25 protein-coding genes are annotated in these 26,145 nt (G+C 74.1%); 10 read left to right on the top strand and 15 right to left on the bottom strand.

From position 1 onward, the window contains the following. Positions 1 to 46: 46 nt before the first annotated feature. The 9 genes from EKD16_RS16800 to EKD16_RS16840 all read right to left on the bottom strand — a co-directional run bounded on the left by EKD16_RS16800 (position 47) and on the right by EKD16_RS16840 (position 9,410). Positions 47 to 1,486 (bottom strand): NADH-quinone oxidoreductase subunit N, encoded by a 1,440-nt coding sequence (locus tag EKD16_RS16800; RefSeq protein WP_131099252.1) that lies wholly within the window; start codon positions 1,484 to 1,486, stop codon positions 47 to 49. A 13-nt stretch (positions 1,487 to 1,499) separates the two neighbouring features. Continuing rightward, positions 1,500 to 3,059 carry a complex I subunit 4 family protein gene (locus tag EKD16_RS16805; protein ID WP_131099253.1) on the bottom strand — a complete coding sequence of 520 codons (1,560 nt, stop codon included), beginning with the start codon at positions 3,057 to 3,059 and terminating at the stop codon, positions 1,500 to 1,502. Between the two features lie 156 nt (positions 3,060 to 3,215). Further along, a complete protein-coding gene (locus EKD16_RS16810) occupies positions 3,216 to 5,189 on the bottom strand; it encodes a proton-conducting transporter transmembrane domain-containing protein (RefSeq protein ID WP_131099254.1) in 1,974 nt (657 codons plus the stop codon). Positions 5,190 to 5,193: 4 nt separating this feature from the next. Further along, positions 5,194 to 5,496, bottom strand: a complete 303-nt coding sequence (locus EKD16_RS16815; protein ID WP_242677012.1) for an NADH-quinone oxidoreductase subunit NuoK — start codon at positions 5,494 to 5,496, stop codon at positions 5,194 to 5,196. Further along, positions 5,496 to 6,062 carry an NADH-quinone oxidoreductase subunit J gene (locus EKD16_RS16820; protein ID WP_131099256.1) on the bottom strand — a complete coding sequence of 189 codons (567 nt, stop codon included), beginning with the start codon at positions 6,060 to 6,062 and terminating at the stop codon, positions 5,496 to 5,498. The genes EKD16_RS16815 and EKD16_RS16820 overlap by 1 nt, the downstream gene beginning before the upstream one ends. A gap of 7 nt (positions 6,063 to 6,069) precedes the next feature. Next, on the bottom strand, positions 6,070 to 7,002 hold the full coding sequence (locus tag EKD16_RS16825) for an NADH-quinone oxidoreductase subunit H (protein ID WP_131099257.1): 933 nt from the start codon (positions 7,000 to 7,002) through the stop codon (positions 6,070 to 6,072). After that, positions 6,995 to 8,407: a hypothetical protein gene (locus tag EKD16_RS16830; RefSeq protein ID WP_207391326.1), complete on the bottom strand. Its 1,413-nt coding sequence runs from the start codon at positions 8,405 to 8,407 to the stop codon at positions 6,995 to 6,997. Before EKD16_RS16830 ends, EKD16_RS16825 begins: the two co-directional genes overlap by 8 nt. Further along, positions 8,404 to 8,754 carry an NADH-quinone oxidoreductase subunit A gene (locus tag EKD16_RS16835; RefSeq protein ID WP_131099258.1) on the bottom strand — a complete coding sequence of 117 codons (351 nt, stop codon included), beginning with the start codon at positions 8,752 to 8,754 and terminating at the stop codon, positions 8,404 to 8,406. The genes EKD16_RS16830 and EKD16_RS16835 overlap by 4 nt, the downstream gene beginning before the upstream one ends. Before the next feature lie 197 nt (positions 8,755 to 8,951). Then, positions 8,952 to 9,410 carry a hypothetical protein gene (locus EKD16_RS16840; RefSeq protein WP_207391327.1) on the bottom strand — a complete coding sequence of 153 codons (459 nt, stop codon included), beginning with the start codon at positions 9,408 to 9,410 and terminating at the stop codon, positions 8,952 to 8,954. A gap of 234 nt (positions 9,411 to 9,644) precedes the next feature. Here EKD16_RS16840 and EKD16_RS16845 point away from each other — a divergent pair, with 234 nt between their 5' ends. The 5 genes from EKD16_RS16845 to EKD16_RS16865 all read left to right on the top strand — a co-directional run bounded on the left by EKD16_RS16845 (position 9,645) and on the right by EKD16_RS16865 (position 15,726). Beyond that, complete coding sequence (locus tag EKD16_RS16845; protein ID WP_131099259.1) at positions 9,645 to 10,580, top strand: polysaccharide pyruvyl transferase family protein; 936 nt, start codon at positions 9,645 to 9,647, stop codon at positions 10,578 to 10,580. Between the two features lie 88 nt (positions 10,581 to 10,668). Then, positions 10,669 to 11,694 (top strand): SDR family oxidoreductase, encoded by a 1,026-nt coding sequence (locus EKD16_RS16850; RefSeq protein ID WP_131099260.1) that lies wholly within the window; start codon positions 10,669 to 10,671, stop codon positions 11,692 to 11,694. Between the two features lie 179 nt (positions 11,695 to 11,873). Next, positions 11,874 to 13,706: a glycoside hydrolase family 15 protein gene (locus tag EKD16_RS16855; protein ID WP_131099261.1), complete on the top strand. Its 1,833-nt coding sequence runs from the start codon at positions 11,874 to 11,876 to the stop codon at positions 13,704 to 13,706. 146 nt (positions 13,707 to 13,852) lie between these two features. Beyond that, on the top strand, positions 13,853 to 14,887 hold the full coding sequence (locus tag EKD16_RS16860) for an ATP-binding cassette domain-containing protein (RefSeq protein ID WP_131099262.1): 1,035 nt from the start codon (positions 13,853 to 13,855) through the stop codon (positions 14,885 to 14,887). Then, positions 14,884 to 15,726 carry an ABC transporter permease gene (locus EKD16_RS16865; protein WP_242677013.1) on the top strand — a complete coding sequence of 281 codons (843 nt, stop codon included), beginning with the start codon at positions 14,884 to 14,886 and terminating at the stop codon, positions 15,724 to 15,726. Before EKD16_RS16860 ends, EKD16_RS16865 begins: the two co-directional genes overlap by 4 nt. Positions 15,727 to 15,787: 61 nt before the next feature. Here EKD16_RS16865 and EKD16_RS16870 read toward each other — a convergent pair whose 3' ends face one another. Both EKD16_RS16870 and EKD16_RS16875 read right to left on the bottom strand, forming a co-directional pair. Beyond that, positions 15,788 to 17,077: an alpha/beta hydrolase family protein gene (locus EKD16_RS16870; protein ID WP_131099263.1), complete on the bottom strand. Its 1,290-nt coding sequence runs from the start codon at positions 17,075 to 17,077 to the stop codon at positions 15,788 to 15,790. A 174-nt stretch (positions 17,078 to 17,251) separates the two neighbouring features. Further along, the gene (locus EKD16_RS16875) at positions 17,252 to 17,938 is read right to left on the bottom strand and encodes a response regulator (RefSeq protein WP_131102693.1); all 687 of its coding nucleotides are present in this window, start codon (positions 17,936 to 17,938) and stop codon (positions 17,252 to 17,254) included. A gap of 169 nt (positions 17,939 to 18,107) precedes the next feature. Between EKD16_RS16875 and EKD16_RS16880 the strand changes: the two genes are divergently transcribed. Beyond that, entirely contained in the window at positions 18,108 to 18,410 is a 303-nt protein-coding gene (locus tag EKD16_RS16880; RefSeq protein WP_131099264.1) for an ArsR/SmtB family transcription factor, read from the top strand. Continuing rightward, positions 18,410 to 18,796, top strand: a complete 387-nt coding sequence (locus EKD16_RS16885; RefSeq protein WP_207391583.1) for a VOC family protein — start codon at positions 18,410 to 18,412, stop codon at positions 18,794 to 18,796. The genes EKD16_RS16880 and EKD16_RS16885 overlap by 1 nt, the downstream gene beginning before the upstream one ends. A gap of 109 nt (positions 18,797 to 18,905) precedes the next feature. On the opposite strand, the gene EKD16_RS16890 is transcribed toward EKD16_RS16885, so the two are convergent. Then, a complete protein-coding gene (locus EKD16_RS16890) occupies positions 18,906 to 20,642 on the bottom strand; it encodes a sensor histidine kinase (RefSeq protein WP_131099266.1) in 1,737 nt (578 codons plus the stop codon). Between the two features lie 347 nt (positions 20,643 to 20,989). Between EKD16_RS16890 and EKD16_RS16895 the strand changes: the two genes are divergently transcribed. After that, positions 20,990 to 21,325 carry a hypothetical protein gene (locus tag EKD16_RS16895; protein WP_131099267.1) on the top strand — a complete coding sequence of 112 codons (336 nt, stop codon included), beginning with the start codon at positions 20,990 to 20,992 and terminating at the stop codon, positions 21,323 to 21,325. Between the two features lie 10 nt (positions 21,326 to 21,335). On the opposite strand, the gene EKD16_RS25420 is transcribed toward EKD16_RS16895, so the two are convergent. Then, positions 21,336 to 21,494: a hypothetical protein gene (locus EKD16_RS25420; protein WP_165498589.1), complete on the bottom strand. Its 159-nt coding sequence runs from the start codon at positions 21,492 to 21,494 to the stop codon at positions 21,336 to 21,338. A 191-nt stretch (positions 21,495 to 21,685) separates the two neighbouring features. On the opposite strand from EKD16_RS25420, the gene EKD16_RS16900 reads away from it, so the two are divergent. Together EKD16_RS16900 and EKD16_RS16905 are read left to right on the top strand one after the other, a co-directional pair. Beyond that, positions 21,686 to 22,654, top strand: coding sequence for an ABC transporter ATP-binding protein (locus EKD16_RS16900; RefSeq protein WP_131099268.1), 969 nt, complete (start codon positions 21,686 to 21,688; stop codon positions 22,652 to 22,654). 2 nt (positions 22,655 to 22,656) lie between these two features. Then, on the top strand, positions 22,657 to 23,460 hold the full coding sequence (locus tag EKD16_RS16905; protein WP_131099269.1) for an ABC transporter permease: 804 nt from the start codon (positions 22,657 to 22,659) through the stop codon (positions 23,458 to 23,460). 150 nt (positions 23,461 to 23,610) lie between these two features. Here EKD16_RS16905 and EKD16_RS16910 read toward each other — a convergent pair whose 3' ends face one another. Together EKD16_RS16910 and EKD16_RS16915 are read right to left on the bottom strand one after the other, a co-directional pair. Next, entirely contained in the window at positions 23,611 to 24,270 is a 660-nt protein-coding gene (locus EKD16_RS16910) for a response regulator transcription factor (protein ID WP_131099270.1), read from the bottom strand. A 110-nt stretch (positions 24,271 to 24,380) separates the two neighbouring features. Next, positions 24,381 to 26,051 (bottom strand): sensor histidine kinase, encoded by a 1,671-nt coding sequence (locus EKD16_RS16915; protein WP_131099271.1) that lies wholly within the window; start codon positions 26,049 to 26,051, stop codon positions 24,381 to 24,383. Positions 26,052 to 26,145 lie beyond the last annotated feature (94 nt).

Here is a 26,145-nt window from a genome sequence, read left to right on the forward strand (position 1 = left end):
CGAGGCTGGTCCCAGGGACACCGACGGCGCCGACTCCCGCACGGCCTCAGCCGGCGAGGGGGGCGGCATCGAGGAACTCCAGCACCGGTCCGGCGCCCGCTCCCAGCAGCAGCGACGCCGCGGCGGCCGCGATCGCCACGCCCGTGCTCCAGCGCCCGGCGGGCTCGGCGCCGGCGGCCGCGTCGGCGCCGCAGTCTTCGGCTCCCGGCCGCTGGAACAGCGGCAGGATCCAGCGCAGGTAGTAGAACAGGCTCGCCGCGGTCATGACCGCGGCGAGCACAACCAGCCACACCAGCCCGGCGTCGAACGCGGCGGTGAACACGGTGAGCTTGCCGACGAACACCGCGGTCGGCGGGGTGCCGACCAGGCCGAGCAGGCATACCACGAGGCTGAGCGCGAGCCAGGGGCGGCGCCCGAACAGGCCCCGCCAGTCGCCGATCCGCTCCGCCCGGGGCAGCGCGCACACCGCGGCGAACGCGCCGATGTTGGTGACCGTGTAGGCCGCCAGGTAGTAGAGCAGTCCCCGCAGGGCCTCGGCCGATCCCGCGTAGGCGGCCGCGCCCATCAGCAGGAACCCGACCTGGCCGACGGTGGAGTAGGCGAGCAGCCGGAGCACGCCGTCCTGGGCGAAGGCGGCGAGGTTGCCCAGCACCATGGTGGCCGCGGAGACGCAGGCGAGCAGCAGCGACCAGTCCCCCGCGGCCTCCAGCGGCAGGGCGGCGCCGATCCGGTAGGCCGCCACCAGGGCGCCGATCTTGGGCACCGTGGTGATGAAGGCCGCCACGGGCGCCGGCGCGCCCTCGGTCGCATCGGGCACCCAGAAGTGCGCCGGCACCGCCCCCGCCTTGAACAGCAGCGCTGCCAGCACCGCGATCGCCCCGGCGGCAGCGGCGGCGGGCGGCGCCTCGGGCAGCCCGGCACCCAGCGGCGTGTAGCCGGTCGCGCCGCCCGCCGCCAGCAGCACGGTCGTGCCGCCCAGCAGGACCACGCTGAACAGGGCGCCCAGCAGGAAGAACTTCAGGCTCCCCTCCGTGCCCGGGGCGTCCTTGGCCGCGGCCACCAGCGCATAGAGCGGGATGCTCGCCAGCAGGTAGCCGACCGCCAGCAGGAGCAGGCCGTTGGCCCCGGCCAGCACCAGCGAGCCCACCGCTGCCAGCAGCAGCAGCACATAGACCTCGGTCTCGCGGCGGGTTCCGGCGAACCGGTCGGCGGCGGTCAGCACCACCAGCCCGGTGCCCACCAGTACGGCGGCGCGCGCGGCGTGCAGTCCGGCGTCGACGGCGTAGCCGCCCGAGGCGACGGTCTGCGCCGCAGGGGCCGCCGCGGCGCCCGTGGCGGCCAGTGCCGCGGCGACGGCGGCCAGCGCGAGCGCGCGCACCACCCACTGCCGCCGGCGCGGCAGCCAACTGCCCAGCAGCAGGCCCGCGACTGCGGCGAAGGCCAGTATCCCCTCGGGCAGGAGTCCGATGAGCGTCGTCGTGGTCATGGCCGCCCCCCGCCTACCGCAGCACCAGGTCGGCCACGGCGGAGGCTGCCGGGGCGACGACGTCGAGCAGCGTATGCGGCAGCAGCCCGATGAGCACGGACAGCGCGAGCAGCGGCACGACGGCCGCGCTCTCCTCGGCCCGCAGGTCGCCGAAGCCGCCGCCGGCGCCCGGCGGCAGCCGGAGTCCGCCCAGCAGCAGCCGCTGGAGCGCGCGCAGCAGCAGCGCGGCGGTGATCAGGATTCCCGGCAGCGCCAGGGCCGTCTGCACGGGCAGCAGGCCCAGTCCGCCGGTGAAGATCTGGAACTCGGCGATGAACCCCGAGAGCCCCGGCAGCCCCAGCGAACCGAAGGCGGCCACCGCAAGCACCGCGGCGAAGCGCGGGGCCGGAGTGGCCAGCCCGCTGTAGGAGCCCATGTCGTAACCTCCGCCGCGCTCGTAGAGGACGCCGGCGAGCAGGAACAGCGCTCCGGTGAGCAGGCCGTGGCTGACCAGTTGCACCGCCGCCCCGCTGACGGCGAGCCCGGCTGCGGCCGGAGCGGCACCGCCGGATCCGGCCGCCGCCGTCCCGGCCGCGCCCAGGCCCAGCAGCACATAGCCCATGTGGTTGACCGAGGTGTAGGCGACCATGCGTTTGAAGTCGCTCTGGGCCAGAGCCACCAGCGCGCCGTAGAGCACCGAGACGGCTCCCACGGCGGCGATGCCGGGCGCCCATGCGCTCCAGGCGTCGGGCAGGATCGGCATGGCGATGCGCGCGAATCCGTAGGCGCCCATCTTCAGCAGCACCCCCGCCAGGATCGCCGATCCGGCGGCGGGCGCGTCGGTGTGCGCGGGCGGCAGCCAGGTGTGGAAAGGCACCAGCGGCGTCTTCACGGCCAGCCCGATCCCGACGGCCAGCAGCACCGCGCCGCCTGCGAAGGCGCGTCCGTCGAGCGGGGTCCTCCGCGCCAGCTCGACCATGTCGAAGGTGTGCGGGTCCGCGGCGAGGTACAGGCCGATGAACCCCACGAGCAGCGCGAGCGAGCCGACGAAGGTGTAGAGGAAGAACCGCAGCGCGGACCGAGCGGGGTTGCCGTGCCCCCATCCCGCGATGACGAAGTACATCAGCGCGATGGACAGGTCGAAGAAGACGAAGAACAGCAGCAGGTCGAGAGCGGCGAAGAGTCCGGTGGAGACGGTCTGCAGGGCCAGGAACAGCGCCGTGTAGCCGCGCATCCTCGGCTGCCGCGCGCGCAGCGAGTAGACCGCGCAGGCCAGGAACAGCACAGCGGTCATCGCCACCAGCGGCAGGGAGAGCCCGTCGACGCCGATGTGGTAGCCGGAACCGAGGCTGGGGATCCACTCCAGGTCCGTCTCATAGGCGATCGGTCCGGCGGGTCCGGCGGGGCGGTCGGCGGTGTCGGCGGCCCCGGGATCGGCAGCGGCGTAGTAGCCGATCCACAGCAGTACGACCAGCACCAGCTCGATCCCGGCCACCGCGATCCACACCGCCGCCACGGCCCGGTCCGCGAGCCGCGGCAGCACCGCCAGCACACCTGCGGCCAGCAGGGGGAGGAAGACGACGACGGAAAGCACGGATCACCTCACCACTTTCGACACGACCGGAAACGCGAACCCGCGCCGGGCGCCCGCCGGCCCCACCGATGCCCTCGGCAGCGCCCCCCGTCCCCTGCGCAGCCTCGGCGGCCCGGTCGGGCGGGCCGCCGAGGGCGGATACACCGTGTCCACCACTCACACCACCGCCGCGACAAGCACGAATACCAGCGCCACCGCCGCGAGGACGGTGACCGCCTGGGCGTAGTACTGATGGACCTGGCCGGTCTGCGGGCGCCTGGCCCGCGTGCCCAGGGCGCGGGCGCCGGCGGCGAGGGCGGCGATCGCGGACTCCACCGCCGGTTCGACACGGCGGGCCAGCGCGGCCGAGACGCGGGGGACTCCCGAAGCGGCCCCGTACACAGCGCGGTCCAGCACGCGGTCGTCGAAGGCGGCAAGACCGCGGGCCGTCGCGAGCACAGGGGTCACCACGGCGACCCGCGCGGCGCGTTCCAGACCCAGCCACGAGCGCGGCCAGCGCACCCACCGGCGATCCGCCGCCCTGGCCGCCGGTCGCCGAAGGCGCCACGACGTCACGGCACCGAGGACGAGTACCGCGAGCAGACCCGACCCCGCGGCCTGGGCGAGGCCGGGCACGGGCGCGCCGGGGTGGCCGAGCAGCGCGCTCCACCACGCATGGACTCCCGGCAGCGCGAGCGCGCCCAGGAGTACCGCGGCCGCGGCGAGCGCCGGAAGCGGCAGCAGCTCGCCGGGAGCCGGCCGGCGGATGCCGACCGCACCTCCACTCCCCGAGGGCACCGCGCCGCCGACCGCGGCCTGCGCACCACCCCCTTTCGGCTCCGGGCGGCGCCACACCGCGGCCAACGCCACGCCGGCATAACCGGCCGCCAGGGCGGACGCCGCGAGCCCCGCCGTGTGCAGGGCAGCGGGGGCGCCCGCCAGGACCAGGTCCTCGGCCACCCAAACCGACAGCGGCGGCACGCCGCCGAGCGCAAGCGCGCCGGCTGTGAAGCACCCGCCCGCCACGGGGTGGCGGCGGGCGGCTCCTGCGAGGCCGGCGAGATCCCGCGTGCCCAGTGCGGCCAGCCAGACGCCGGCGACCAGGAACAGCAGACTCTTGACCGCGGCGTGCGCGGCGAACTGGGCGGCGCCCCCGGACACTCCCCCGATCCCGGCGGCGAGCACGACGAACCCGAGCTGGGCGCCGGTCGAGGCGGCGAGCAACTGCTTGAGGTCGCGCTGCGCGCACGCGATTGCGCCCAGGACCACAGCGGTGAGCGCGCCGACCCAGGCCGCCGCGACGGCGGGCCACCCGGTCGCCGCCAGCGCCGGCTGGACGCGCAGCAGCAGGTAGCCGCCCGCAGCGACCATCGTCGCCGAATGCAGCAGCGCCGAGACCGGGCTGGGGCCGTCCATGGCGCGCGACAACCAGAAGCTGAACGGCAGCTGGGCGGACTTGCCCAGCGCGGCTACCAGAAGTCCGCCGGCAGCCACATGGTTCCACGGCGCCTCCAGCCCTGCCAGGCCGCTCAGGTCCAGGCCGGGGACGCCGCCGGCCAGGGCGGCGCCCGCGGCCGCGTACATGCCCAGGTCGGCGGTGCGGGTGGTGATAAAGGAGACGGCGGCGGAGCGCCCCGAGCGCGGTTCACTGCGGTGGAAGGCGATCAGCCCGTAGGAGGCGGCGCCCATGGCCTCCCAGGCCATGAGCAGAGTGAGCAGGTCGGTGGCGGTGACGGCGGCGGACATCGCCGCCGCGAAGAGCAGCAGCAGCCCGTAGTAATGGGCGCCGTAGCGGCGCACGCCGTCCGGCGCCGCGCCGGAACGCCCGCCGCCCGACTCGGGCTCGCCGCGCTCTCCCGCGGAGAAGACCGCGACCGCGGCGAAGACGGCCGCCAGGGTGCAGACGCCGACCGCCGCCAGGCCGTCCACGGCCAGGCCGAAGGAGATCCCCGGCAGCGCCGGAGCCGTCGCCGTCGGGCGCTGCACGGCCGCGGCCGCGGCCAGGACGAGCTGCGCCGCAGCGGCCGCGACCGCCACCGCGGCGGCCGCCCGGTCGGCCCGGCGCCCGCACACGAGCAGCGCGGCGCCCGCGGCGGCGGGCAGGCCGACGAGCATCCACAGCAGCGCGTCCCCCGGCTGCAACGCACCCATCGGATCAGCCCCGCAGGTCGCCGGCCGAGTCGGTCACGTCCACGTCGCGCGCCCGGAAGATCGCGATCGCCACCGCGAAGCCCATCGCCATCTCGACCGCCATCGCGAGCATCGCCACCAGGACCAGCACCTGGCCGTCGGGCAGCTGGGGCGACACGTGGAACCAGACGGCGGCCGCGGCGACCATGACCGCGTTGACCATCAGCTCCAGGCCCATCATGACCATGACGATGGACTGCTGACTCAGCGCGCCGTAGAGGCCGACGGCCAGCAGCGCGGCGGCCAGCAGCAGGAACGCCTCCAGCATCACCGGCCGACACCTCCGCGGATCGGGTCGTCGCCGCGGCGGGCCCGCAGGTCGTCGCCGTAGCGGTCGTAGCGGCCGCGGTCGGTCGCGAGCACGACCCCGGCGACCATGGTCGCGAACAGCACCAGTCCGGCGACCATCATCACCAGCATGTGCGGCCCCATGATCGCCTCGCCCAGTTGGAGCGCGGGATCGGCCGGGGGAGGCGGCGCGGGCGCGCTCGGCCAGGGCACGAGCAGCGCGCCGGCGGCCAGGACGCAGAAGGCGCCGACGGAGATGATCGCCGCGCCCTTGTTGTTGTGCAGCATCTTCATCGGCATCAGACCGGCCGGGTTCATCATGAACATGATCATGAAGACGGCCATGACGACCATCTCCATGGTCATCATCAACACGATCAGCACCCCGAGATAGGACAGGCCGAGCAGCAGCACCGGCACCGCGGTGAAGACGAACGACGCCAGCAGCGCGAACGTGGCCCGGGCCATGGAGTCGACGCGGAACACCGCGACCGCCGAGGCGACCGCGGCGAGCGCGCAGACGGCGAAGACGATCCACTCGGCCATGGTTCGATCACATCCAACCCGCGAGGACGAAGACGGACACCGCGAGCGCCTGCAGCAGCACCAGCGGCAGCAGCACCAGCCAGCCGACCTCGGCGAACCGGTCCATGCGAAGTGCCGGAAGCCGGCTCCCCGCCCACACCAGCAGCGCGAGCACGGCGGCGGCCTTGAGCAGCGACCACGCCCAGCCCGGCAACAGCGGGCCGGCGCCGCCGCCCAGGAACAGCGGAACGGCCATCGCGGCAGCGGCGGCCAGCATCAGATGGCGCCCGGCGAGAAGCACCAGCCGGTCGGGACCGGCCGCCTCGGCGGCCGCCCCACCCGCGATGTCAGCTCCTAGGGGCTGGTCGAACGGCGGCCGGAAGGACATGGCCAGTGCCGAGACCAGGTAGACGGCGAAGGCCACCGGCATCACGGCCGCGAACCACACGCCCTGCTGAGCGGCGACGACGTCTCCCACGCGCAGGGAGCCCGCGCCCAGCGCGGCCGTGGTCAGCGCGAACATGTGCGGCAGTTCGTAGGAGAGGCCCTGGATGACGAAGCGGTAGCCGCCCACCAGGCCCCAGACCGAGTTCGCGCCCCAGCCGGCCGTCCAGAGTCCGGCCCACAGCAGCACCTCCATGGCGTTGAACCACACGACGCCGATGGACAGGTCCGCGATGGCGTACCCGCCGACGGGGACGACGAGCACGGCCAGCACCGCCGCCACGGGCACGCTCGCTGTGCCCAGGCGGCCCAGCAGCGCGTCCGCACCCGGCACCGTGCGGTGGCGGCGCAGCAGCAGGCCGGCGGCCTCCCGGGCGGGTTCGGCCGCCGCCGCGGCCGCGGGCGCACCAGCCGCCCTGGCCGCCAGCACCGCGGAGCCGGCGGCGGCCGCGTAGGCCAGTGCTGCGAGCAGGGCCGGGGCGATCAGCAGTCCCCACCAATGCACGGGCTCAGCCATGGGGCGCCTCGTCTTCGGCGGGGCCGCCGGCCGCGTGGTGGGGCGGCGGGACCGCGGCGGGATAGGCGGCGAGCGCCTCCACGTCGGGGTCGAAGGACGCCACGATGAGCCGCACGGCCGCCAACTCCTGGCCGACGAGCAGCCGGGGCAGCACGTCCACGGCGGCTCGGGCGCCTACGGCGCGCTCCCTGCCGAGCGGAGGCGGCTCCGGCGCGGTACCGGCGGCGGAGGCGGCCGTCGCGGGCGGAGCGGCCCCGGCCGCGCCGTCACCCGGTTCGCGCCCACGGCGGCCGGCGCGGGCGGAGAAGCGCGCACGGCGCGGCGACCGCCGCTGGATGGGCGGGGCCAGAAAGGTGTCGAAGGTGTCGGGCACGAGTACCGCGGCGATGTCGTCCAGCCACCGCGCCATGCGGGCCGGCACATCCCCGCGCAGGCGTTCGGGAAGTTCGTCGGGAGCCGGCCCCAGTCCGCGCAGCGACCACCGCAGAAGCCGCGACCCGCGCACCCGGCGCAGCCAGCGGGTGAAGCGCACCCGCCCGGTCACCCCGGCGTCCGGAGCGAGAAGGGTGTCACGCAGCAGCCTCCCGGTCGCGGCGGCGTCCGGCCAGCCGGCGACAGCGAGGAGCCGCTGCAGCGAATCGGCGGCGGCGGCCGCGCGGATGCGCTCCGGCACGAGTCCGTGGCCCGCCCGGGCGTCGTGGTCCCAGAAGGCCGCGACGCCGGGCGGCGCCGACAAGGTGGACACGCGTGCGTCCTGCACCACGTCCCCCTGCACCGTCAGCTCGGCCACCAGCCCCGCGGGCCAGTCGGCCTGGACGGGGCCGAAGGCGATATGCAGGCGGTCCAGCCGCAGCCCGTCCCGGTCGTCCCCGCGATCGGCCATCACCAGGCCGCCGGGCAGCTCCATGTCTGGGTGGCCGTGGTGGCCGTCGTGTTCGCCGTCGTGCTCGCCGTGTTCCCGGGCATCCGCGTGGTCGCCGCCGTCGTCGGTGCCCGGCTCGGCGTCCGCGTCGTGCGCGGGAGTGTGCTCGGCGCCCTGCTGATCACCACCGCCGCCGGGTTCGACCGCGCGCCGCGCCGCCGCGCGGCGCTGCTCGGAGGCATCCAGCAGTGCGGCGCGCGCCTCGTCGAGGCGGGTGGCGGCCTGGGCGGGCACTTCGACGCGGACGCGGGCGCGCGGCTCGCTCATCTGGTCCCAGACCCGGTCGGCCGCCTCGTCCAGCGCTGTGCCCGCGGGGCCGCACTCCACCAGCGTGTCCGCCTCGCTCGGGCCGAGTGCCCGCCGCACGCCGCTCTCACGCAGGACACGCTCCACGGCCAGACGGCTCGCGGTGCCGCCCGGGGCGGTCACCACCAGCGGCCGCGGGACCGAAGCGCGCAGCAGCCATCGGAGGGGACCCGTCACGTCCACCTGAAGGCCCCCTCCCGCCAGGCGTAGACGACCGCGACGACCAGCACCGCCAGGAAGCCGAACATCTCGGCGACGGCGTGCACACCCTTCTCCGCGACGACGAGCACCCACGGGTACATGAAGACCATCTCCATGTCGAAGGCCAGGAAGAGCAGCGTCACGGCGTACCAGCGGACGTGGAAGCGCGAGACCGCGTGCTCGGTGACCGGAACTCCCCCCAGGTACGGCTCCCGCGACAGCGGAGCTCCGCCGACGCCGACCAGCGCCGCGGCGCCGTAGACGCCCAGCACGCCGGCGACGGCGACGGCGAGCAGGGCGAGCGCGGGCCAGAAGGAGTCCATCCGGATCACGCCTCCCGTCTCTGTCGGCGCCTGCGGCAGCACGCCGCCGCGGCGGCCGCCGTGCGCCGGGCCGCTATCCCCGCGCGGCACCGACTATGCCCACGATCGTGCCGCCCCTGGAGAGCCTTCCCCCGCCGACGCGCCGTATCGGGGACTCCCACTTGCTCGGGCCGCCCCCACCGCCGGAGGCTCGCGGATCACTCCTGGTTGCGGAACTCCTGGATACGGCGGGCGACGCTCATCTCCACCGCCGCGCCGAGCAGGTACACCAGGGAGCCGAGGAAGCCGCCTACCGGCCAGGCGAGCGTCGCCGGCAGCAGGACGCCCGCAATGGCGGCGGCGCCGACGGCCAGCCCGATGGAGGCGAAATTCAACGAACTGCCGAGGGCGATCACCTTGGTGGCCTCGGAGTCGTCGATGGGCCGGGTGAAGCCGCGCGTCGCCAGCAACTCGACCGCCGCGAAGCTCAGCACCGCCCCGAGCAGGAAGAGGAACACCTGGCCGATGTCCGGGCTGCGGTAGACGGCGCTCAGTATCGCCAGAGCCCCGGTGATCATCACGGAGTACCCGTATGCTCCCGAGTTGTTGCGCAGCGCCAGCCGCAGTTCGCGCAGATACAGCGCGTGGGAATCCCTCGGTCCGCTTCCGCCCGTCACAGTGGTACTCCGTGCCTTCGTCGCGTGCGCCTTCGGCCCGGGATCGGGGCTCACCGCGCTCGCGCGCTCCGCGCGGAGCTCGGCGGGGCGCCGGCGGGGCACCCTATCCCGCGCCCAGCTTAGGAGGGCCGTTCACCGCGTGTCCGAATCCCGGCACCGTCGGTGTGGCAGCTAGGGCGGGTGCCGGTGGAAACCGCATCTCTATCGGTGGGCTGCACGGGTAGCGGGGCGACCATGCGAGCTTTGGTCACCGGCTGGTTCGGCTTCCTGCACGGCGAGGCGACCGCGGGCGACGCGGGGGCGGCCGCGGCCGTCAGTGCGGCGCTGCGCGAGGCGGGTATCGCCCACGACGTCGGCCGCAGCCCCAACACCCGTATCGACGGGCCGGTCCTGGACGACGTATCCCCTGACGACTACGACCACCTCGTCTTCGTCTGCGGCCCGGCGCACGGCCGGCAGGTACGCGAGCTGCACGCGCGGTTCGCCCGCTGCCGCCGCATCGCCGTCGGCGTCTCGGTGGTCGATCCGGCCGACGAGGCCGTGCGCGGATTCCACACCGTCGTCCCGCGCGACGGCGCCACCCACGCGCCCCTGCCCGACCTGGCCGTCGCCTCTCCCTACGCCCCGGAGGTACCGGTGGTCGGGGTGACGCAGGCCCCGGGCCAGCCCGAGTACGGCGACCGGGGTGACCACGCCGAGGTGCACGCCGAACTGGCACGCTGGCTGACGACGAAGGACTGCGCACGGGTCCCCCTGGATACCCGCCTGGACACCTCGGATCCGGAGCACTGCGCCACCTACACCCAGTTCGACGCGCTCGTGCGCCGCGTGGACCTCGTCGTGACCACCCGCCTGCACGGCCTGGCGCTCGCGCTGCGCAACGGCGTCCCGGCCGTCGCGGTGGACCCGGTGGTCGGCGGCGCCAAGGTCAGCGCGCAGGCGTACGCGCTGGGCTGGCCCGCCGTCGTGGCGGCCGACGAGGAGAACCGGGGCTCGCTCGGCTTCCACGCGCGCCTCGACGCCCTGTGGGACTGGTGCCGCTCCCCGGCCGCGCGGACGCGCACCGGATGGGCCGCCGCGATCGCCCGCGGGCGCTCGCCGCTGGTCGAGGGCCTGCTGGACGCGCTGGCGCGGTCCGATGCCCGCCGCGGCGACCTGCAGGAGGCGTGAACGTACGGCCGCCGCGGGCACGGCTCGGCATAGCCGGTGAAGACCCGGGTAGCGGCCTGTGGCGTATTCGATGCGGAGGGGGCCGAGGATGGCCGAACATGCCAGAGTCGTGGTGATCACCGGGGCGAGCGGCGGAGTCGGCCGCGCCACCGCCCGGGAGTTCGCGTCGCGCGGCGACCGCATCGCGCTGCTCGCGCGCGGCGAGGAAGGACTCGCCGGTGCCGCCGAGGACGTCCGGCAGGCGGGCGGCACGCCGCTGGAGGTGCCGGTCGACGTAGCCGACGCCGCCGCCGTCGACCGCGCGGCCGAGCGCGTCGAGGCGGAACTGGGCCCCGTGGACGTGTGGATCAACGACGCTTTCACCGGCGTGTTCGCCCCGGTCCGCGACATCGAGCCGGAGGAGTTCCGGCGGGTCACCGAGGTGGCCTACCTGGGTTACGTCTACGGCACCAAGGCCGCGCTGGCGCGCATGCTGCCAAGGGACAGGGGCACGATCGTCCAGGTGGGTTCGGCGCTGGCCTACCGCGGCATCCCGCTGCAGTCGGCGTACTGCGCCGCCAAGCACGCGGTGCAAGGCTTCCACGAGTCGCTGCGGTGCGAACTGCTGCACGACGGCTCCGGCGTGTCCACCACGATGGTGCAACTGCCCGCCATGAACACCCCGCAGTTCGAATGGGTGCTGTCGCGGCTGCCGCGGCATACGCAGCCGGTACCGCCGATCTACCAGCCGGAGATCGCCGCCCGTGCCATCGCCCGCGCCGCCGACCGCCCGCGGCCGCGCGAATACCTGGTGGGCGGTTCCACCGTGCAGACCGTCCTGGGCAACCGGCTGGCGCCGTGGCTGCTCGACCGGATCCTCGCCCGGTCCGGCTACGCCTCGCAGCAGACGGCCGAGAAGCGGGAGGCTCGTGCACCGGCCAACCTGTGGCGCCCCGCTGACAGCGCCGACGGCCGGGACTACGGCGCGCACGGCTCGTTCGACGACCGCGGCCGCGCCGTCAGCGTCCAGCAGTGGGCCGCCCGGCGCAGCGGGCGGATCGCCGCGGCCGCACTCGGCACCACGGCGGCCGCCGGCGCGGTCACCTGGCGCCTGCTGCGCCGATCGAAGAAGTAGCACACGCACGGCGCGCCGGGGCCGTCGCCGCGGGCGGCGCGCGGCCTCCGTTCCCACCGGGACGCGCTCAGTGCGTCCGGCCACCACCGCGAAGTCGGCCCGGCTAAGCCTGCTATCTCCCGGTCCTGCGGGGAAGGGTAGCCAAGAGGCCGATCCCCCGATCGAAGGGAGGTCATCGGATGCCCCTGCGTATCGAAGACTACGCACTCATCGGAGACACCCAGACCGCGGCGCTCGTCGGCACCGACGGCAGCATCGACTGGCTGTGCCTGCCCCGATTCGACTCCGGCGCCTGCTTCGCCGAACTGCTGGGCGACTCCTCGAACGGCTACTGGAGCATGGCGCCCGCGGGACCGCACCGGCTGCTGGAGCGCCGCTACCGCCCCGATACGCTGGTGCTGGAGACCGAGTTCGGCGACGGCGACGACGACGGCATCGTCCGCGTCACCGACTGCATGCCGGTCCGCGACGAGCACCCCGACCTCGTCCGCCGCGTCGAGGGCCTCCAGGGACGCGTACGGGTCCGCTCCGAGGCCGTGGTGCGCACCGACTACGGCGGCATCGTCCCCTGGACGCGCAGGTTCGGCCGCCGACTGCAGTTCGTCGCCGGACCCGACACCCTCTACCTCGACGCGGACGTCGAATTCGACCTCAGCGAGCACGGCCGCCCGTGGACCGAGTTCACCGTCGGCGAGGGCGAGACCGTCGACTTCCGGTTGGCCTGGATCGCCCCGCACGCCTCCTCCCCGGCGCGCGTCGACGTGGGCGAGGCCATCCAGCGCACCTCGAACTGGTGGCGCGAGTGGGCGCAGCGCTGCTCCTACGACGGCGAATACCGCCACCAGGTGGTGCGTTCGCTGATCACCCTCAAGGCGCTGACCTACTCCCCCAGCGGCGCCACCGTCGCCGCGCCCACCACCTCGCTGCCCGAGCAGCTGGGCGGGGTGCGCAACTGGGACTACCGGTTCTGCTGGATCCGCGACGCCACCTTCACCCTGCTCGCGCTGCTGAACTCCGGCTACGAGGAGGAGGCGGTCGCGTGGCGGGAGTGGGCGCTGCGCGCGGCGGCCGGCGAACCCGCGCAGATGCGCATCATGTACGGGATCGAAGGCGAGCGGCGGTTGCCCGAGGTCGAGCTGGACTGGCTGGCCGGCTACGCCGATTCCCGGCCGGTGCGCGCCGGCAACCAGGCGGCGCGGCACTGGCAGCTGGACGTCTACGGCGAACTGATGGACGCGCTGCACCAGGCGCGCCTGCGCGGTATTCCGCCCGATCAGTCCGCGTGGAAGCTGCAGCGCGCCCTCATGGAGTTCCTGGAGCGCAGCTGGCGCGACCCGGACAACGGGATATGGGAGGTGCGCGGCCCCCGTCGGCAGTTCACCCACTCCAAGGTGATGGCCTGGACGGCCGCGGACCGCGCGATCAAGGCCGTCGAGGAGTTCGGCCTGGACGGCCCCGTCGACCGATGGAAGCAGCTGCGCCAGGAGATCTTCGACGACGTGTGCGAGCACGGCTTCGACTCCCGGCGCGGCACGTTCACCCAGTACTACGGCTCCTCGGCGCTGGACGCGTCGCTGCTGCTGCTCACCACGGTCGGCTTCCTGCCGGCCGACGACGAGCGGATGACCGGCACGGTCAAGGCGATCCGCAACGAGCTCATGCAGGACGGGTTTCTGCAGCGCTACACCATGGACGGGAACAGCAAGGAGGTCGACGCCCTGCCGCCGGGGGAAGGCGCGTTCCTGCCGTGCACGTTCTGGTTGGCCGACAACCTCATCATGCAGGGCCGCGTCGACGAGGGCCGCGAGCTCTTCGAACGCCTGCTGGAACGGCGCAACGACGTCGGACTGCTGTCCGAGGAGTTCGACCCCGCGGCCGGTCGGCTCGTGGGCAACTACCCACAGGCGCTCTCCCACATCGCGCTGGTCAACACCGCGATCCACCTGGAGCGCGAGCACGGCCCAATCGAGCAGCGCGCCTGGACCGGGCAGACCGCGGAGGACGGCGACTGACCCGCCTGCCGCCCGGGCGGGGGCGGTCGGTCCAGGGCCGCGCTATGCCTTCGGGCATAGCGGAGCGGCGACGAACACCCGATGCGGTGCGGGTCCGCGCGTCCGTAGCGTCATCTGCCGCAAGCGGACGACGAGGGAGGACGCGCATGCTGGCCGCACGACATCTGACGAAACGCTACGGCGATACCACCGCCGTGGACGATCTCACCTTCGAGGTACACCCCGGCCGCGTCACCGGTTTCCTCGGCCCCAACGGGGCGGGAAAATCGACCACGTTTCGGCTGCTGCTGGGCCTGGACCGGCCCAGCAGCGGCGAGGCGCTGGTGGGCGGCCGCCGCTACGCCGAGATCGCCCGGCCCGCCCAAGAGGTCGGCGCGCTGCTGGACGCCTCGGCCGCCCACCCGGGACGCAGCGCCCGCGCCCACCTGCTGGCACTCGCGCGCGGCAGCGGGATCGCGTCGCCGCGTGTCGCGCGGGTGCTGGAGACGGTGGGGCTTTCCGAGGTCGCCGGCAAGCGTGTCGGCGGGTTCTCACTGGGCATGCGCCAACGGCTGGGCATCGCCGCCGCCCTGCTGGGCGACCCGGCGACACTGGTCTTCGACGAACCCGGCAACGGCCTGGACCTCGACGGCGTGCTTTGGGTACGCCGTCTGGTGCGCGAACTCGCCGACGAGGGCCGCACCGTGTTCTTCTCCAGCCACCTGATGAGCGAGATGCAACTGGTGGCCGACCACCTCGTGGTCGTCGGACGCGGGCGGCTGGTCATCGACGCGCCGATGGCCGACGTCATCGACGCCTGGTCGCGCACCCGGGTGACCGTGCGCACCCCCGACACCGCGCTGCTGGCCGGGCCGCTGCACCGATCGCGCACCGCTGCGGGCGAGCCCGTCGAGGTGCAGGCCGGCGCCGGGGGCGAACTGCTGGTCCGCGGACTCGAACCGGAACAGGTCGGCGAACTCGCACACGCCGCGGGAGCGCGGGTGCACACGCTGTACCGCGAGCAAGGGTCGCTGGAGCGGGCCTACCTCGAACTCACGGAGAACGCACCGCAGTACCGCGCCGAGGGGGCAGACCACCGGGACTCCGGCGGGGCGGGCGGCGCGGACCGTGCGGCACACGCCGGGGCGCACGATCCCGCGGCGACGGCCGTGCGGCAACCGGATCGGCAGGAGCACCGATGACCACCGAGACCGCATCCACGCAACCGGCCTTCTCCACCGACCCGGGCGCGGGCCCCTCGACCGCCCGCGCGCTCGCCCGCACTGCCGCCATGGAGTGGACCAAGCTCGCCTCGCTGCGCACCACGTGGTGGTGTCTGGGGCTGGGCGCGGCCGCCATGGTCGCGTTCGCCCTGATCATGGGGCTCTCCATGGCGGACCGGTTCGCCGAGGACCCTGTCGCGGCCGGCGAGTTCTCCTACGCGCAGCTGTCCTCGCAGGGCGTGTACTACCTGGTGCAGTTCGCCGTGCTCACGCTGTCGGCGCTGGCGGCCACCAACGAGTACGGTACTCGCGCGATAACCGGCACCCTGCTGACCGTCCCGCGGCGCGGCATGGTGCTGGCCGCGCGCACCGCCGTCACCGCCGGCTTCGCCTTCGCAACGGGCGCGGGGGCGACGGTGCTGGGGATGGCGGTGCTGTGGAGCGTCGTCGGCTCGTACGCGCCGCTGGACGTCGGTTTCGCGGCGCCGACCGTGCTCGGCGCGGGCCTGTGCATGGCGCTGTTCGCCGTGCTGTTCACGGGCCTGGGTACGGCGCTGCGCGGCACCGCGAGCACCATCGGCGCCGGCTTCCTGCTGCTGATCGGCGTTCCGCTGGTGCTGCAGCTGAGCGGGCTGCAGGCACTGAACGACGCCGCCGCCTACCTGCCCGGTACGGCCGGCATCGAGTTCTACGCTTTCGATGACGCCGGGTTCTACACCGCTCCGCACGGCGGTCCGGTGAACGTGGTGACCGTCCTCGGGTGGGCGGTGGCCGCGCAGCTCGTCGGCTACACCGAGCTGAGCGTCCGCGACGCCTGAGCGGAGATCCGCCGTATCCGCGGGCGGCCTCCGGCCCGGTGCCGGGGGCCGCCCGCACGTGTCAGCCCACGAACTCCACCGCGGGGTACTCGGCGGACGGCCCGTCGAGCAGCGGTGCCCCCTCGCCGCGCAGGTGGCGATCGAAGAAGGCGGTGATGTAGGCGCGCTGCGCGGCGACGCTCCGCTGCGGGTCGACGGTGCCCACCGAACCGGTCACCGCGTCCTCCCACTTCCGGCCGTTCAGCTCCAGTCGCCGGCCGACCTGCGGCAGGATCCACTGCGAGTCGGTGAAGCTCATGTGTTCGGCATCGGGTAGGTACAGCTCCGTGAACGGGCCGGTGGAGGCCCGGCGGAACATGCGCCAGTCCGGTGCGTGCCCGCTGGTGTGCGGGTCGGCGCTGCCGCCGATCACACCGCCTCCCATGAGCAGGAACGGGCGGTCGACGCCCTCGACGGTGGATTCCGCCCACTCCTCCTCGCCGACGTGGTAGGCGATGGTCCCGTCGAGGTCGGCTCCGGCGTCGATCCGGTCGTCGGCGAGTACCGCCTCGGCGACCGTGAGGCCGCCCAGGGAATGGCCGTACATGCCCACGGCCGAGAGGTCGAGTGCTCCGCTCAGGCCGCGGGGCAGCGCCCGGCCGGCGGCGTCGGGGTTGCGGCCTTCGGCGATGTCCTCAAGGGCGTCCAGCACGAAGCGGGTGTCGGCGACCCGCACCCCGACCGCTGTCCGCAGCGCTTCCGCGCCGCTGCCCGGAGCGGCGTCGCGGACGATGCGCCCGCCGGGCAACTCCACCGCGGAGGTCTCGTAGGGGTGGTCCATGGCGACCGCTGCGTAACCGCTGCTCGCCAACTCCTCCAGCTGGGCCGTCGCCTGGTGGCGCGACTGCCGGAACCCGTGCGAGTACAGCACCACCGGCAGCTTCCCGGCGCCGGGGGCTGCATCGGCCCGGGCGAACGCGTCGGTGTCGGACCCGGCGAAGTCGACGGCGTCGCGGGGCAGACCGAGCTGCTCCACCTGCCCCGCCATCACCTCGGCGACGGCGTCGGGCATGTACGGGGCCCGCTCGCCCGAGGTGTCTTCGGCCGGATACCAGACCGACACGGGAACGTCCCTCTTCTCGGCTCCCTCGACCCAGGGGTGCCCGCGGCTCTCGTCGACGAGATGCAGGTCGGCACGGCCGACGGAGTAGGGGCCGGTGGGCTCGGGCGGATGCAGCCGGATCGGGTCGGGATCGGCGACGGCGGCCACGGCTGCGGGGACCGCGCAGCATACGGCGACGACGGCGGCTGCCGCGGGGTAGGCGGCCGCGCGGCGGCGCGCCGGTGAGAATCCGTGCTTACGTGCAGACATGCCCGGCATCATCGCCGCGAGCCGCCGGTCCGCGCATGAACCGGAGGTCGGCCGGATGTTACCCCTTTGGGCATAGGCAGGGGCCGCCGGTCGTCGTCTCACCCCGCGGAGAGGGGGTCCGGGCCGGCTGCGCAACGACCGCCCCCGGGGGCCCCGGGGGCGGGGTACCGCGGCTCAGCCGGACGAGCGGAACGGGTCTTCGGCGACCAGGCCCGCCTCGTAGGCGAGGATCGCCGCCTGGACACGATTGCGCACGTCCAACCGGGTCAGGATGGAGCCGACATGGACCTTTACGGTCCCGGGCACGATGCCCAGCCTCCGGGCGATCTCGTCGTTGGGCAGACCCTCGCCGATGAGTCCGAGGACGCCGCGTTCGCGCGCCGACAGCCGCTCGATCCGCTCGCGGGCGGCCGCGCCGCGCGACATGCGTCCGCCCGTTCCTGTCGCGCCGAGTTCGGTGATCAGCCGGTGGGCGATCTCCGGCGACAGGTAGGCGCCGCCCTTTGCGACGGCGTGCAGCCCGGAGACCAGCTCGCGCGGGTCGCCGGTCTTGAGCACGAAGCCGCCGGCGCCGCCGCTGAGCGCACGGGCGATGTAGGCGTCTTCGGAGAAGGTCGTCAGGATGACCACGGCGGTGCCGGGGAATCGGCGGGTGATGGTCTCGGTGGCTTCCAAGCCGCCGGTGCCGGGCATCTGCACGTCGAGCAGGGCGATGTCGGGGCGGTGCTCGCCGACCAGCTCGACGGCCGCGGCTCCGTCGGCGGCCTCGCCCATCACCTCGATGCCGGGGTCGGCCGAAAGGATCGCGCGCATACCCGCCCGCACCATCGTCTCGTCGTCGGCCAGCACGACGCGGATCACCGACACGCTTGCGCACCCCCGAGCCGCTCTGTTTCCCGGCGACGCACGCAGCCTATCGCCGATCGAGCGGCGCACGGCGCCGTCCCGGTTCTCCAGCGGTGCAGAGCGCGAAGGCGATGCGGCCACCCTTCCTTGACATGCAAGCAAGGACTTGCATATACCTGGACATGTGGACGCAGAATCCGGATTGTTCAAAGCTCTCGGCGACGCGACGCGACGAACCATCCTGGACGAACTGGCCGACAAGGACGGTCAGACGCTGTTCGAGATCTGCGGCCGACTGACCATGAAGCACGGCCTGGCCTCATCGCGCCAGGCGATCTCACAGCACCTCGCCGTGCTCGAACAAGCCGGCCTGGTACACACCCGGCGGCAGGGCCGCTGCAAGTTCCACCACCTCGACACGGGCCCGCTGCGCTCGATCATCGAGCGGTGGCCCATCGACAGCATCCAGGAGGGACCGAACCCGTGATCCGCATCAGCATCACCAGCGTGTACGTCGACGACCAGGCCAAGGCGCTCGCCTTCTACACCGAGAAGCTCGGCTTCACCAAGAAGACCGACCTGCCTGCCGGCGAGTTCCGTTGGCTCACCGTGGTCTCCCCCGCCGACCCGGACGGCGTGGAACTGCTGCTGGAGCCGGACGAACACCCGGCGGCGGGCCGGTTCAAGGAGGCCCTGGTCGCCGACGGCATCCCGTTCACCCAGTTCACGGTGGACGACGTGTCCGCCGAGGTCGAGCGTCTCAAGGGGCTGGGTGTCGAGTTCACCCAGGACGCGACCGACATGGGGCCGGTGGTAACCGCCGTCCTCGACGACACCTGCGGCAACCTGATCCAGCTCGCCGCCATGAAGTAGCCGCTCATCTTGTCGACAGCATCGACCGGACCGATCCACCGGCCGGGGCACGCCCGGCGGCAAGCGGTGCCTGCTCCGCGACGGGAACCGCCCTTCGGGTCGGCCACGCTCATCCGCGTGCGATGCGGTCCTTGGCGGCAAGGCGGTCGTCGGCGAAGCACAGGCGGTAGACCGGCGGCAGCCCGTTCTCCCATTCGACCAGGTAGTAGCGGCAGGTCGCGCCGGACGGGACCGGAGGCGGGTCGACCAGCTCGTCGGCCGGGTAGTCGAAGCGCGGCAGCATGCGCTCGACGGCGGCCCGCTCCTGGCCGATGCTCAGCCGCGCGTAGTCCTGCGGCGGCAGCACCGAGTTCGTCCCGAGGTACCAGAGCACCCCGAACCCGGCGACGGCGACCAACGCCACCAGGGCCGCCGGCACGGCCAGTGCCGCCGCCAGTCGCCGCCGGGCGCCGCGGCGCGCGCCGTGCAGCCGCCGGGCCGTCTCCGTTCCGGCCGGAGCCGGATCGGCCGGTGCGTCCGCGGTGTCGGGGATGCGGGCACTCACCCCGAAACCGCGCCGGCGGCCGGAGCCGCCGACCGCGCCGCCGGGCCCGCCGCCCTCGGCCTCGGTACTCCCACCGGCGTTGAAGTCTCCGCCCATACCCTCGACGAGGGTGCGCAGACCGGCCAGGCCCGACCCGCCCTCCGCCGCCTGTGGTGTCTTCGGCGACCCCGGGGAGCTTGCCGTAGCGCCGGTGTCGGAAACCAGCACGGTCGTCGAACCGCCCGAATCGCCGTCTTCGCGGACCATTCGGACGGTCACGGCGGCGCCCGGGGCGTGCCGGGCCGCGTTGGTCAGTGCCTCGCGGACGACGCGGTGGGCGGCGCGGCCGGCCGGGGATGCCGGGTCGGTGTCGGGGCCCTCGCGGATCAGGTGCGCGCTCAAGCCGGCGCGCACCGCGCGGTCGACGAGGACGGAGACATCCTCGACAGTTTCGCCGGACGTGGGCATGCCGGACATGCCGTGCTCGCCGGGTCGCTGAGCACCCTCGGGCTCCGAGTGCTCCGCGTTCTCGCGCAATACCCCGATGATCTCGCGCAGCCGCAGATTGGCCCCGTGCGCGGCCGCGCGGAGCTCCGTGGCGGCCCCGCGCGCTCCGTCGCCTTCGGGCGCCATCTCCAGCGCAGCGGCGCGTACCGCGATCAACGCCAGCTCGTGGCCCAGCGAGTCGTGCATCTCGGTTGCGATGCGGGAGCGCTCGCGCAGCCGCGCGCGTTCGGCGTCGAGGTCGCGGGCGCGTTCCATGCGGTCGGCGATCTCCCAGCCGGCGGTGCGCAGCTCGGCGTGGCGGCGCCAGTAGCGGCCCATCAACCAGGGGGCGATCACGATGGCGACGAGCACCGCGACCGCGCCCGCCCAGTCGATGATCCCGGTCAGAGTCTCCCGCGCGTCGCCGAGGCGCGCCGAGGCGAGGGCGTAGGCCGCCAAGGCGGCCAGCGCCGCGGTGGAGACCATCGCGACGACGGGGACCGAGCGCTCCGACCGGCGCCCGGCCGAGAACGCGAGGACGGCACACGGCACCAGATAGGCCGTGACGAACGAGGTGGCCGGTGTAAGCGCGATCGCGACCGCCTGGGTGAGCAGCGCTCCCAGGACGATCCCGAGCGCGGTGAAGGGGCGCGGCCCGCGCAGCACGAAGGCCACCGCGAGCAGCGCCGCGACCACCGCGACTTCGGGGACCGGAGCGGCCCGCACGTCCCCCGCCTCGACGCTGATCAGCCCGGTGCAGCCGCCCCACAGCACGATGCCGACCACCACCCCTGCGCGGCCGGGCACAGCCGTCCGGGACAGCCATCCGTTTCGCATACCCGCAAGCGTAGGTGCGCTGCTACGAGGCACGCCTGCCCCACTGCTGCACCGCTGTGCACCGCAGGGTCCCGCAGTTGCAGACAAGGCGAGACCACGGCCCCGGCGGGTTCGGCCCGCGGTCTCCGGGTCAGTTGCCCGCCGGTAGCGGCCGACGGGGGCGACTCGGTCCGCTGTCCAGGAGCACCTCGTTGAAGTGGTGCGCACCCCGAGAGATCGGGTGCTACCGCCTCCGGCTCCCGACCGGAATCCGCACGGCCGTCCTCAAGCCGGGCCCCGAGCACCGCCGCCTGCGGGCAGGGCTCACCATGGGGGCGGGTGCGACGGCGAGCGGGGAGGAGGGCGGATTGTCCGATGGAACGGGGCGCCGCCGCGCGCGAAGATCCGCGCTGGGGCAGAAGGCCGTGTGGGCGGCGGCCGTGCTCGGTTGCGGGGCGGCCGCGGTGCTCGCCGTCCTCGCTCCGCGGCCGCCGGTCCTGTGGTGGTGCGCTGCCGCGGTGCTGCTGACCGTGCTGCCGCTGCTGGTTCCCGTGCGGATGCGCCCGCTCACCGCCGGCGCCGCGGCGGTGGTGCTGCTCGCCGGTATCGGCCTCGCGCTGCTCTCCATCGGGCCCTACTTCCTGCCCGCCCTGGCGGCCCTGGCCGTCGGCGCCATCGCCGACGCCACCGCCCGGCGCCGCTGAACCGCCCGGCTCAAGCGTCGCGGCGCCGCAGCACCGCCACCGCCGCCCCCAGCGGCAGCAGGACGTAGGCCGCCATGAGCGCCAGCGCGGCCGCCGGCGGCAGGAGCCCTTCGAAGGCCGGCCCGGGGTAGGTGTCACCGAGCCACTGGTAGGGGAGGTTGCCGGGCATCGGGGCTGGTCGCACCCGCCGCGGGGGGCTGAGGGCCGCCCCGCGGCACCCGTCCTTCGGCGGTGCTCGGGCACCGCTCCCCCTGTCGAAAGTCGGTGTCGGCCGCTGCCGTTCGCGCACTGCGGCTTGCCGGGGCGACTCCGTAGTGTCGTCGGCGTCAACACAGCGAGGAGAACGAGGAGAGCGCCACCGTGATAAGCCTGCGGGACCTGACGAAACGCTACGGGGGCAAGGTGGTCGTCGACCGGCTCTCGGTTGACCTGGCGCCCGGCAAGGTGACCGGGTTCCTCGGCCCGAACGGAGCCGGCAAGTCGACCACGATGCGGATGGTGATGGGCCTGGACCACCCTTCGGCCGGCCAGGCGCTCATCGACGGCAAGCACTACGCGGAGCTGCGCCACCCCATGCGCCGGATCGGCGCGCTGCTGGACGCCAAGGCGGTGCACCCCGGCCGCACCGCCCGCAACCACCTCACAGCGATGGCGCGCAGCAACGGGCTGCCGCTGCGCCGCGTCGACGAGGTGCTGGAGACGGTGGGCCTGACCGAGGTCGCCAACCGCCGGGCCGGCAAGTTCTCGCTGGGCATGGGCCAGCGGCTGGGCATCGCCGGGGCGCTGCTGGGAGACCCGGAGATCCTCATGTTCGACGAGCCGGTCAACGGCCTCGACCCCGACGGTGTGCGCTGGGTCCGCGGGCTGATGCGCTCGCTGGCGGCGGAGGGCCGTACGATCTTCGTCTCCAGCCATCTGATGAGCGAGATGCAGACGACCGCCGACCAGCTCGTGGTCATCGGCAAGGGCAAGCTCATCGCCGACGCCCCCATCTCCGAGGTCATCGAACGCAGCTCGCTCACGGCGGTGCGGGTGCGCACGCCTTCGCCCGAGGAGCTGGAGAAGCAGCTGCTGGTGGCGGGTATGCGGGTGGAGAACCGCGGCAGTGACGAGCTGATCGTGCACGGCGGGACGCTGGACGCGATCGGCGGCGTGGCCCACCAGACGGGCGTGCGGCTGAACGAGCTCAGTCCGCGCTCCGCCTCGCTGGAGCAGGCGTACATGGAGCTGACGGCCTCCAGCGTGGAGTTCGGGGCGCCCTCGGCTCCGGCGGCCGACGGCGCGCAGAGCGGACATGCGGACGGCCTCGACGAGAAGGAGCGGGTGTGACCATGGCGGCGACGGCACAGGAGGGACAGGTGCGGCGGAGCGCGCCGCAGCAGGAGAGCGGCGGCGGGCTGCCCGGCGCCGTGGCGGCGGAGTGGAGCAAGCTGTGGGGGCTGCGCTCCACCTGGCTGTGCCTGGCGGTGGCGGTGGCGGCCACCGGCGGCACCGCGCTGCTGGGGGCGCTGGCCATGGAGGCCAGCGACACCGTCGGCGACCGGGTGCAGGCCAACGGGCTGGTCTCCATGTCGATCATGCTCTCGCAGTTCGCGATGGTCGCCGTCGCCTCGCTGATCGTCACCGGCGAGTACGCGACCGGAGCGATGCGCACGACGCTGACGACGGTACCGCGGCGCGGCCGCATGCTGCTGGCCAAGACCGCGGTGCTGGGCGTCGTGTCGTTCGTGACCGGATGCCTGGCCGGGGCGTCGACGATGGCTGCGGGCGTGGCCGTCTTCGGCGACGCGATGGTCTTCGAGACCGCGCCCGTTGTGCACGCGGTCGTGGGCACCGGCGGCTACATGGCGGGGGTCTCCCTGTTCACCATGGGCCTGGGTGTGCTGACCCGCAGCACCGCGGGCGCGATCACCGCAGCGATCGGCGTGCTGATGGCGCTCCCGACGATCAGCACGATGATCGGCAACGAGACCGTCAGCGCGGTCGTCGACCGCATGCCCGCGACCGCCGGGCTGCCGCTGATGACCGGGATAGAGGACCCGTACGGCTGGGGTGTGGGCACGCTGTGGCTGGCGGGCTGGGCGCTGCTCGCTCTCGCGGCCGGCTGGGCGCTGCTGGCCCGGCGCGACGCCTGAGCCTCCCGAGCCGCCCGGATCCGCGGCGGCCCGCCCGGGACGGTGCGGGCCGCCGCGTTTCGTGGCGGGCCGTGCGGTGGCGGGGCTCCGGCGGCAACCCGCCCCTGAACCGACCGGAGAGTCCCCGCCCGTCCGTCCGGAAGGCAATGCCTACCCTTCAGCCTCCACCAGGCCCGCCTCGTAGGCGAGGATCGCCGCCTGGACGCGGTTGCGCAGGCCCAGGCGGTTCAGGATGGCGCTCACGTAGCTCTTGACCGTGCCTTCCACCAGGTACAGGCGGCCGGCGATCTCGGCGTTGGACAGCCCGGCTCCCACCAGCGCCAGCACGTCCTGCTCCCGCGCCGTCAGCTCGGCGGTGCGGGCGCGTGCCTCGGCGCCGCGGCTCATCCGGCCGCCGCTGAGCTCGTCGATGACGTGGCGGGCCACCCGCGGCGCGAGGTAGGCGGCGCCGTCGGCCACCGCGCGCACGCCCGCCACCAGCTCGCGCGGGTCGCCCGCCTTGAGCAGGAACCCCGCCGCGCCCTCGCTGAGCGCACGGGAGATGTAGGCGTCCTCGTCGAAGGTCGTCAGGATCACCACGGCGGTGTCGGGGACCTCCCGGCGGATCTCCGCGGCCGCGCTGAGCCCGTCGAGCCGGGGCATGCGGATGTCCAGCAGGGCGACATCGGGGCGGTGGGAGCGCGTCGTCTCGACGGCTTCGCGGCCGTCGGCCGCCTCGGCGACGACCTCGATGTGCTCGTCGGTCTCCAGGATCGCCCGCACTCCCGCGCGGATCATCGCCTCGTCGTCGGCCAGCAGCACCCGGATCATCGGGGCCAGTCCTTTCTTACGCCGTTGTGCCGATGCCCGTCGCCGCGGACGCCGGCCGGTTCTGGTCGGCTGCGCCGCCGCGCCGACGGGGCCGGGCCGGTCGGGGCCGCTCAGGGGTCGGCGTCGGGGTAGGGCCCCAACTCGGGCAGGGAGTCCTTCGCCACCAGTTCGCCGCCGCCGAAGCACAGCCGGTAGACGCTGTACTCACCGCCGGGGAACCCGTGGTAGGACCGGTAGTAGCGGCAGTCGTACCGGCCGGCGGCGGCGCTGTCGTCGCGTTCCGCCGCCGGATCGTACTGCTGCCAGGGCAGCTCGGGCTCCACCTGCGCCAGGGGGGCGCCCAACCGCAGCCCGGCGTATTTGTCGGGTTCCAGAGTCGCCGAGTTCAGGCGCAGGTACGTGCCGCCCGCGGCGAACCCGGCCCCGCATATCAGCAGCACCACGGCGGCCGCGGCCATCTGCAGGGTGCGGCGGCGCAGGCCCCGCTGGGCGGCGCGCATCTGCTCGTCGGCCGCGAAGGACTCCGCTTCGCCTGCTGGGTCGGCGGCGTCCGCGCCCGCGGGGCCGCCCGCGGCCGTGAACCGCGCGACGACGGTGAAGCCGCCGCCGCGCGCGCCCGCCTCCAGGGATCCGCCGGACAGCCGGACGCGTTCGCCCAGCCCGACGAGGCCGCGCCCGCCGCGCGCCGACTCCGCCGACTCCGCCGGCTGCGCGGCCGCCGCGGGCGGGGCGTTGTTGGCGACCGTGACGACCGTCTCATCGGCCGCGCGTTCCAGGACCACCCGCACCGGCGCCCCCGGCGCGTGCTTGGTGGCGTTGGTGATCCCTTCCTGCACGACCCGGTGGGCCGCCCGGTCGACCATGGGGGCGACGGCCTCCCAGTCGCCGCTGCGCTCCAGCACCACTTCGACGCCGGAGCGGCGCGCGCGGTCGACGACCTCGGCGATCTCCTCCCCGGCGGGTGCGGTGGGCGCCGTCGGCGCGTCCTCGCCGGACTCCCGCAGGACGCCGACGATCTCCCGCAGCCGCTCGGTGGCCGTGGTCGCGCTTTCCCGCAGCTCGCCCGCCGCGTTGCGGTGCCGATCGGCCAGGTCGGGAGCCAATTCCAGCGCGCCCGCCCGCAGTGCGATGAGGCTCAACTCGTGTCCGAGGGAATCGTGCATGTCCTGAGCGATGCGGGAGCGCTCGCGCAGCCGCGCCTGGTCGGCTGCGATGCGCTGCTCGCGTTCCAGGTTGCGGGCGCGCTCCCAGCCCGCGTCGTCGAGGTTCTTGCGCTGGCGCCGGTAGCTGCCGACCATCCACGGCAGCACGATCGCGAAGACGTAGGTGATCAGCATGCCCGGAACGTCGAGCAGCACCTGCGGATCGGCCGCCACCCGCACGGCGAGCGCCGCAGCCGCGACGCCGCAGGCCGCGCCCGCAAGCCACACGCGTGGATCGCGCAACCCGAGCAGGTAGCACAGCACCCACACGGCCGGCAGGAAACTCGGAGCCACCGACTCCGACAGCACGAGCACCAGCAGCGCACCCGCGATCGGGAAGGGACGGCTCACCGCGATCGCGGTGGCGAGCACGGCCGAACCGATGACCGCCTCGGCGGGCGTGGCCAGCGAAGGGGCCTGCACCCCCGAGGAGCGTGCGGTGAGCTCCAGTGCCACCGGCAGGCACAGCGCGGCCCACAGCAGCAGGTCCAGCGCGACGGAGCGCAGCGTGGGACGGCCTGCCAGCGGCCGCACCACCTCGCGTCCCGCCCGTATCGCGGCCGCACCCAGCTGTCTCATCGTGCCGACGCTATCGTCCGCCCGTACTGCACCGGCACTGCCGAAAGTGGTGGGCCGGCCCACCCTGCCGACCGGAGTGCGCGGCGCGCCGCAC

This window comes from Streptomonospora litoralis (assembly GCF_004323735.1).
GTDB classification, from domain to species: Bacteria; Actinomycetota; Actinomycetes; order Streptosporangiales; family Streptosporangiaceae; genus Streptomonospora; species Streptomonospora litoralis.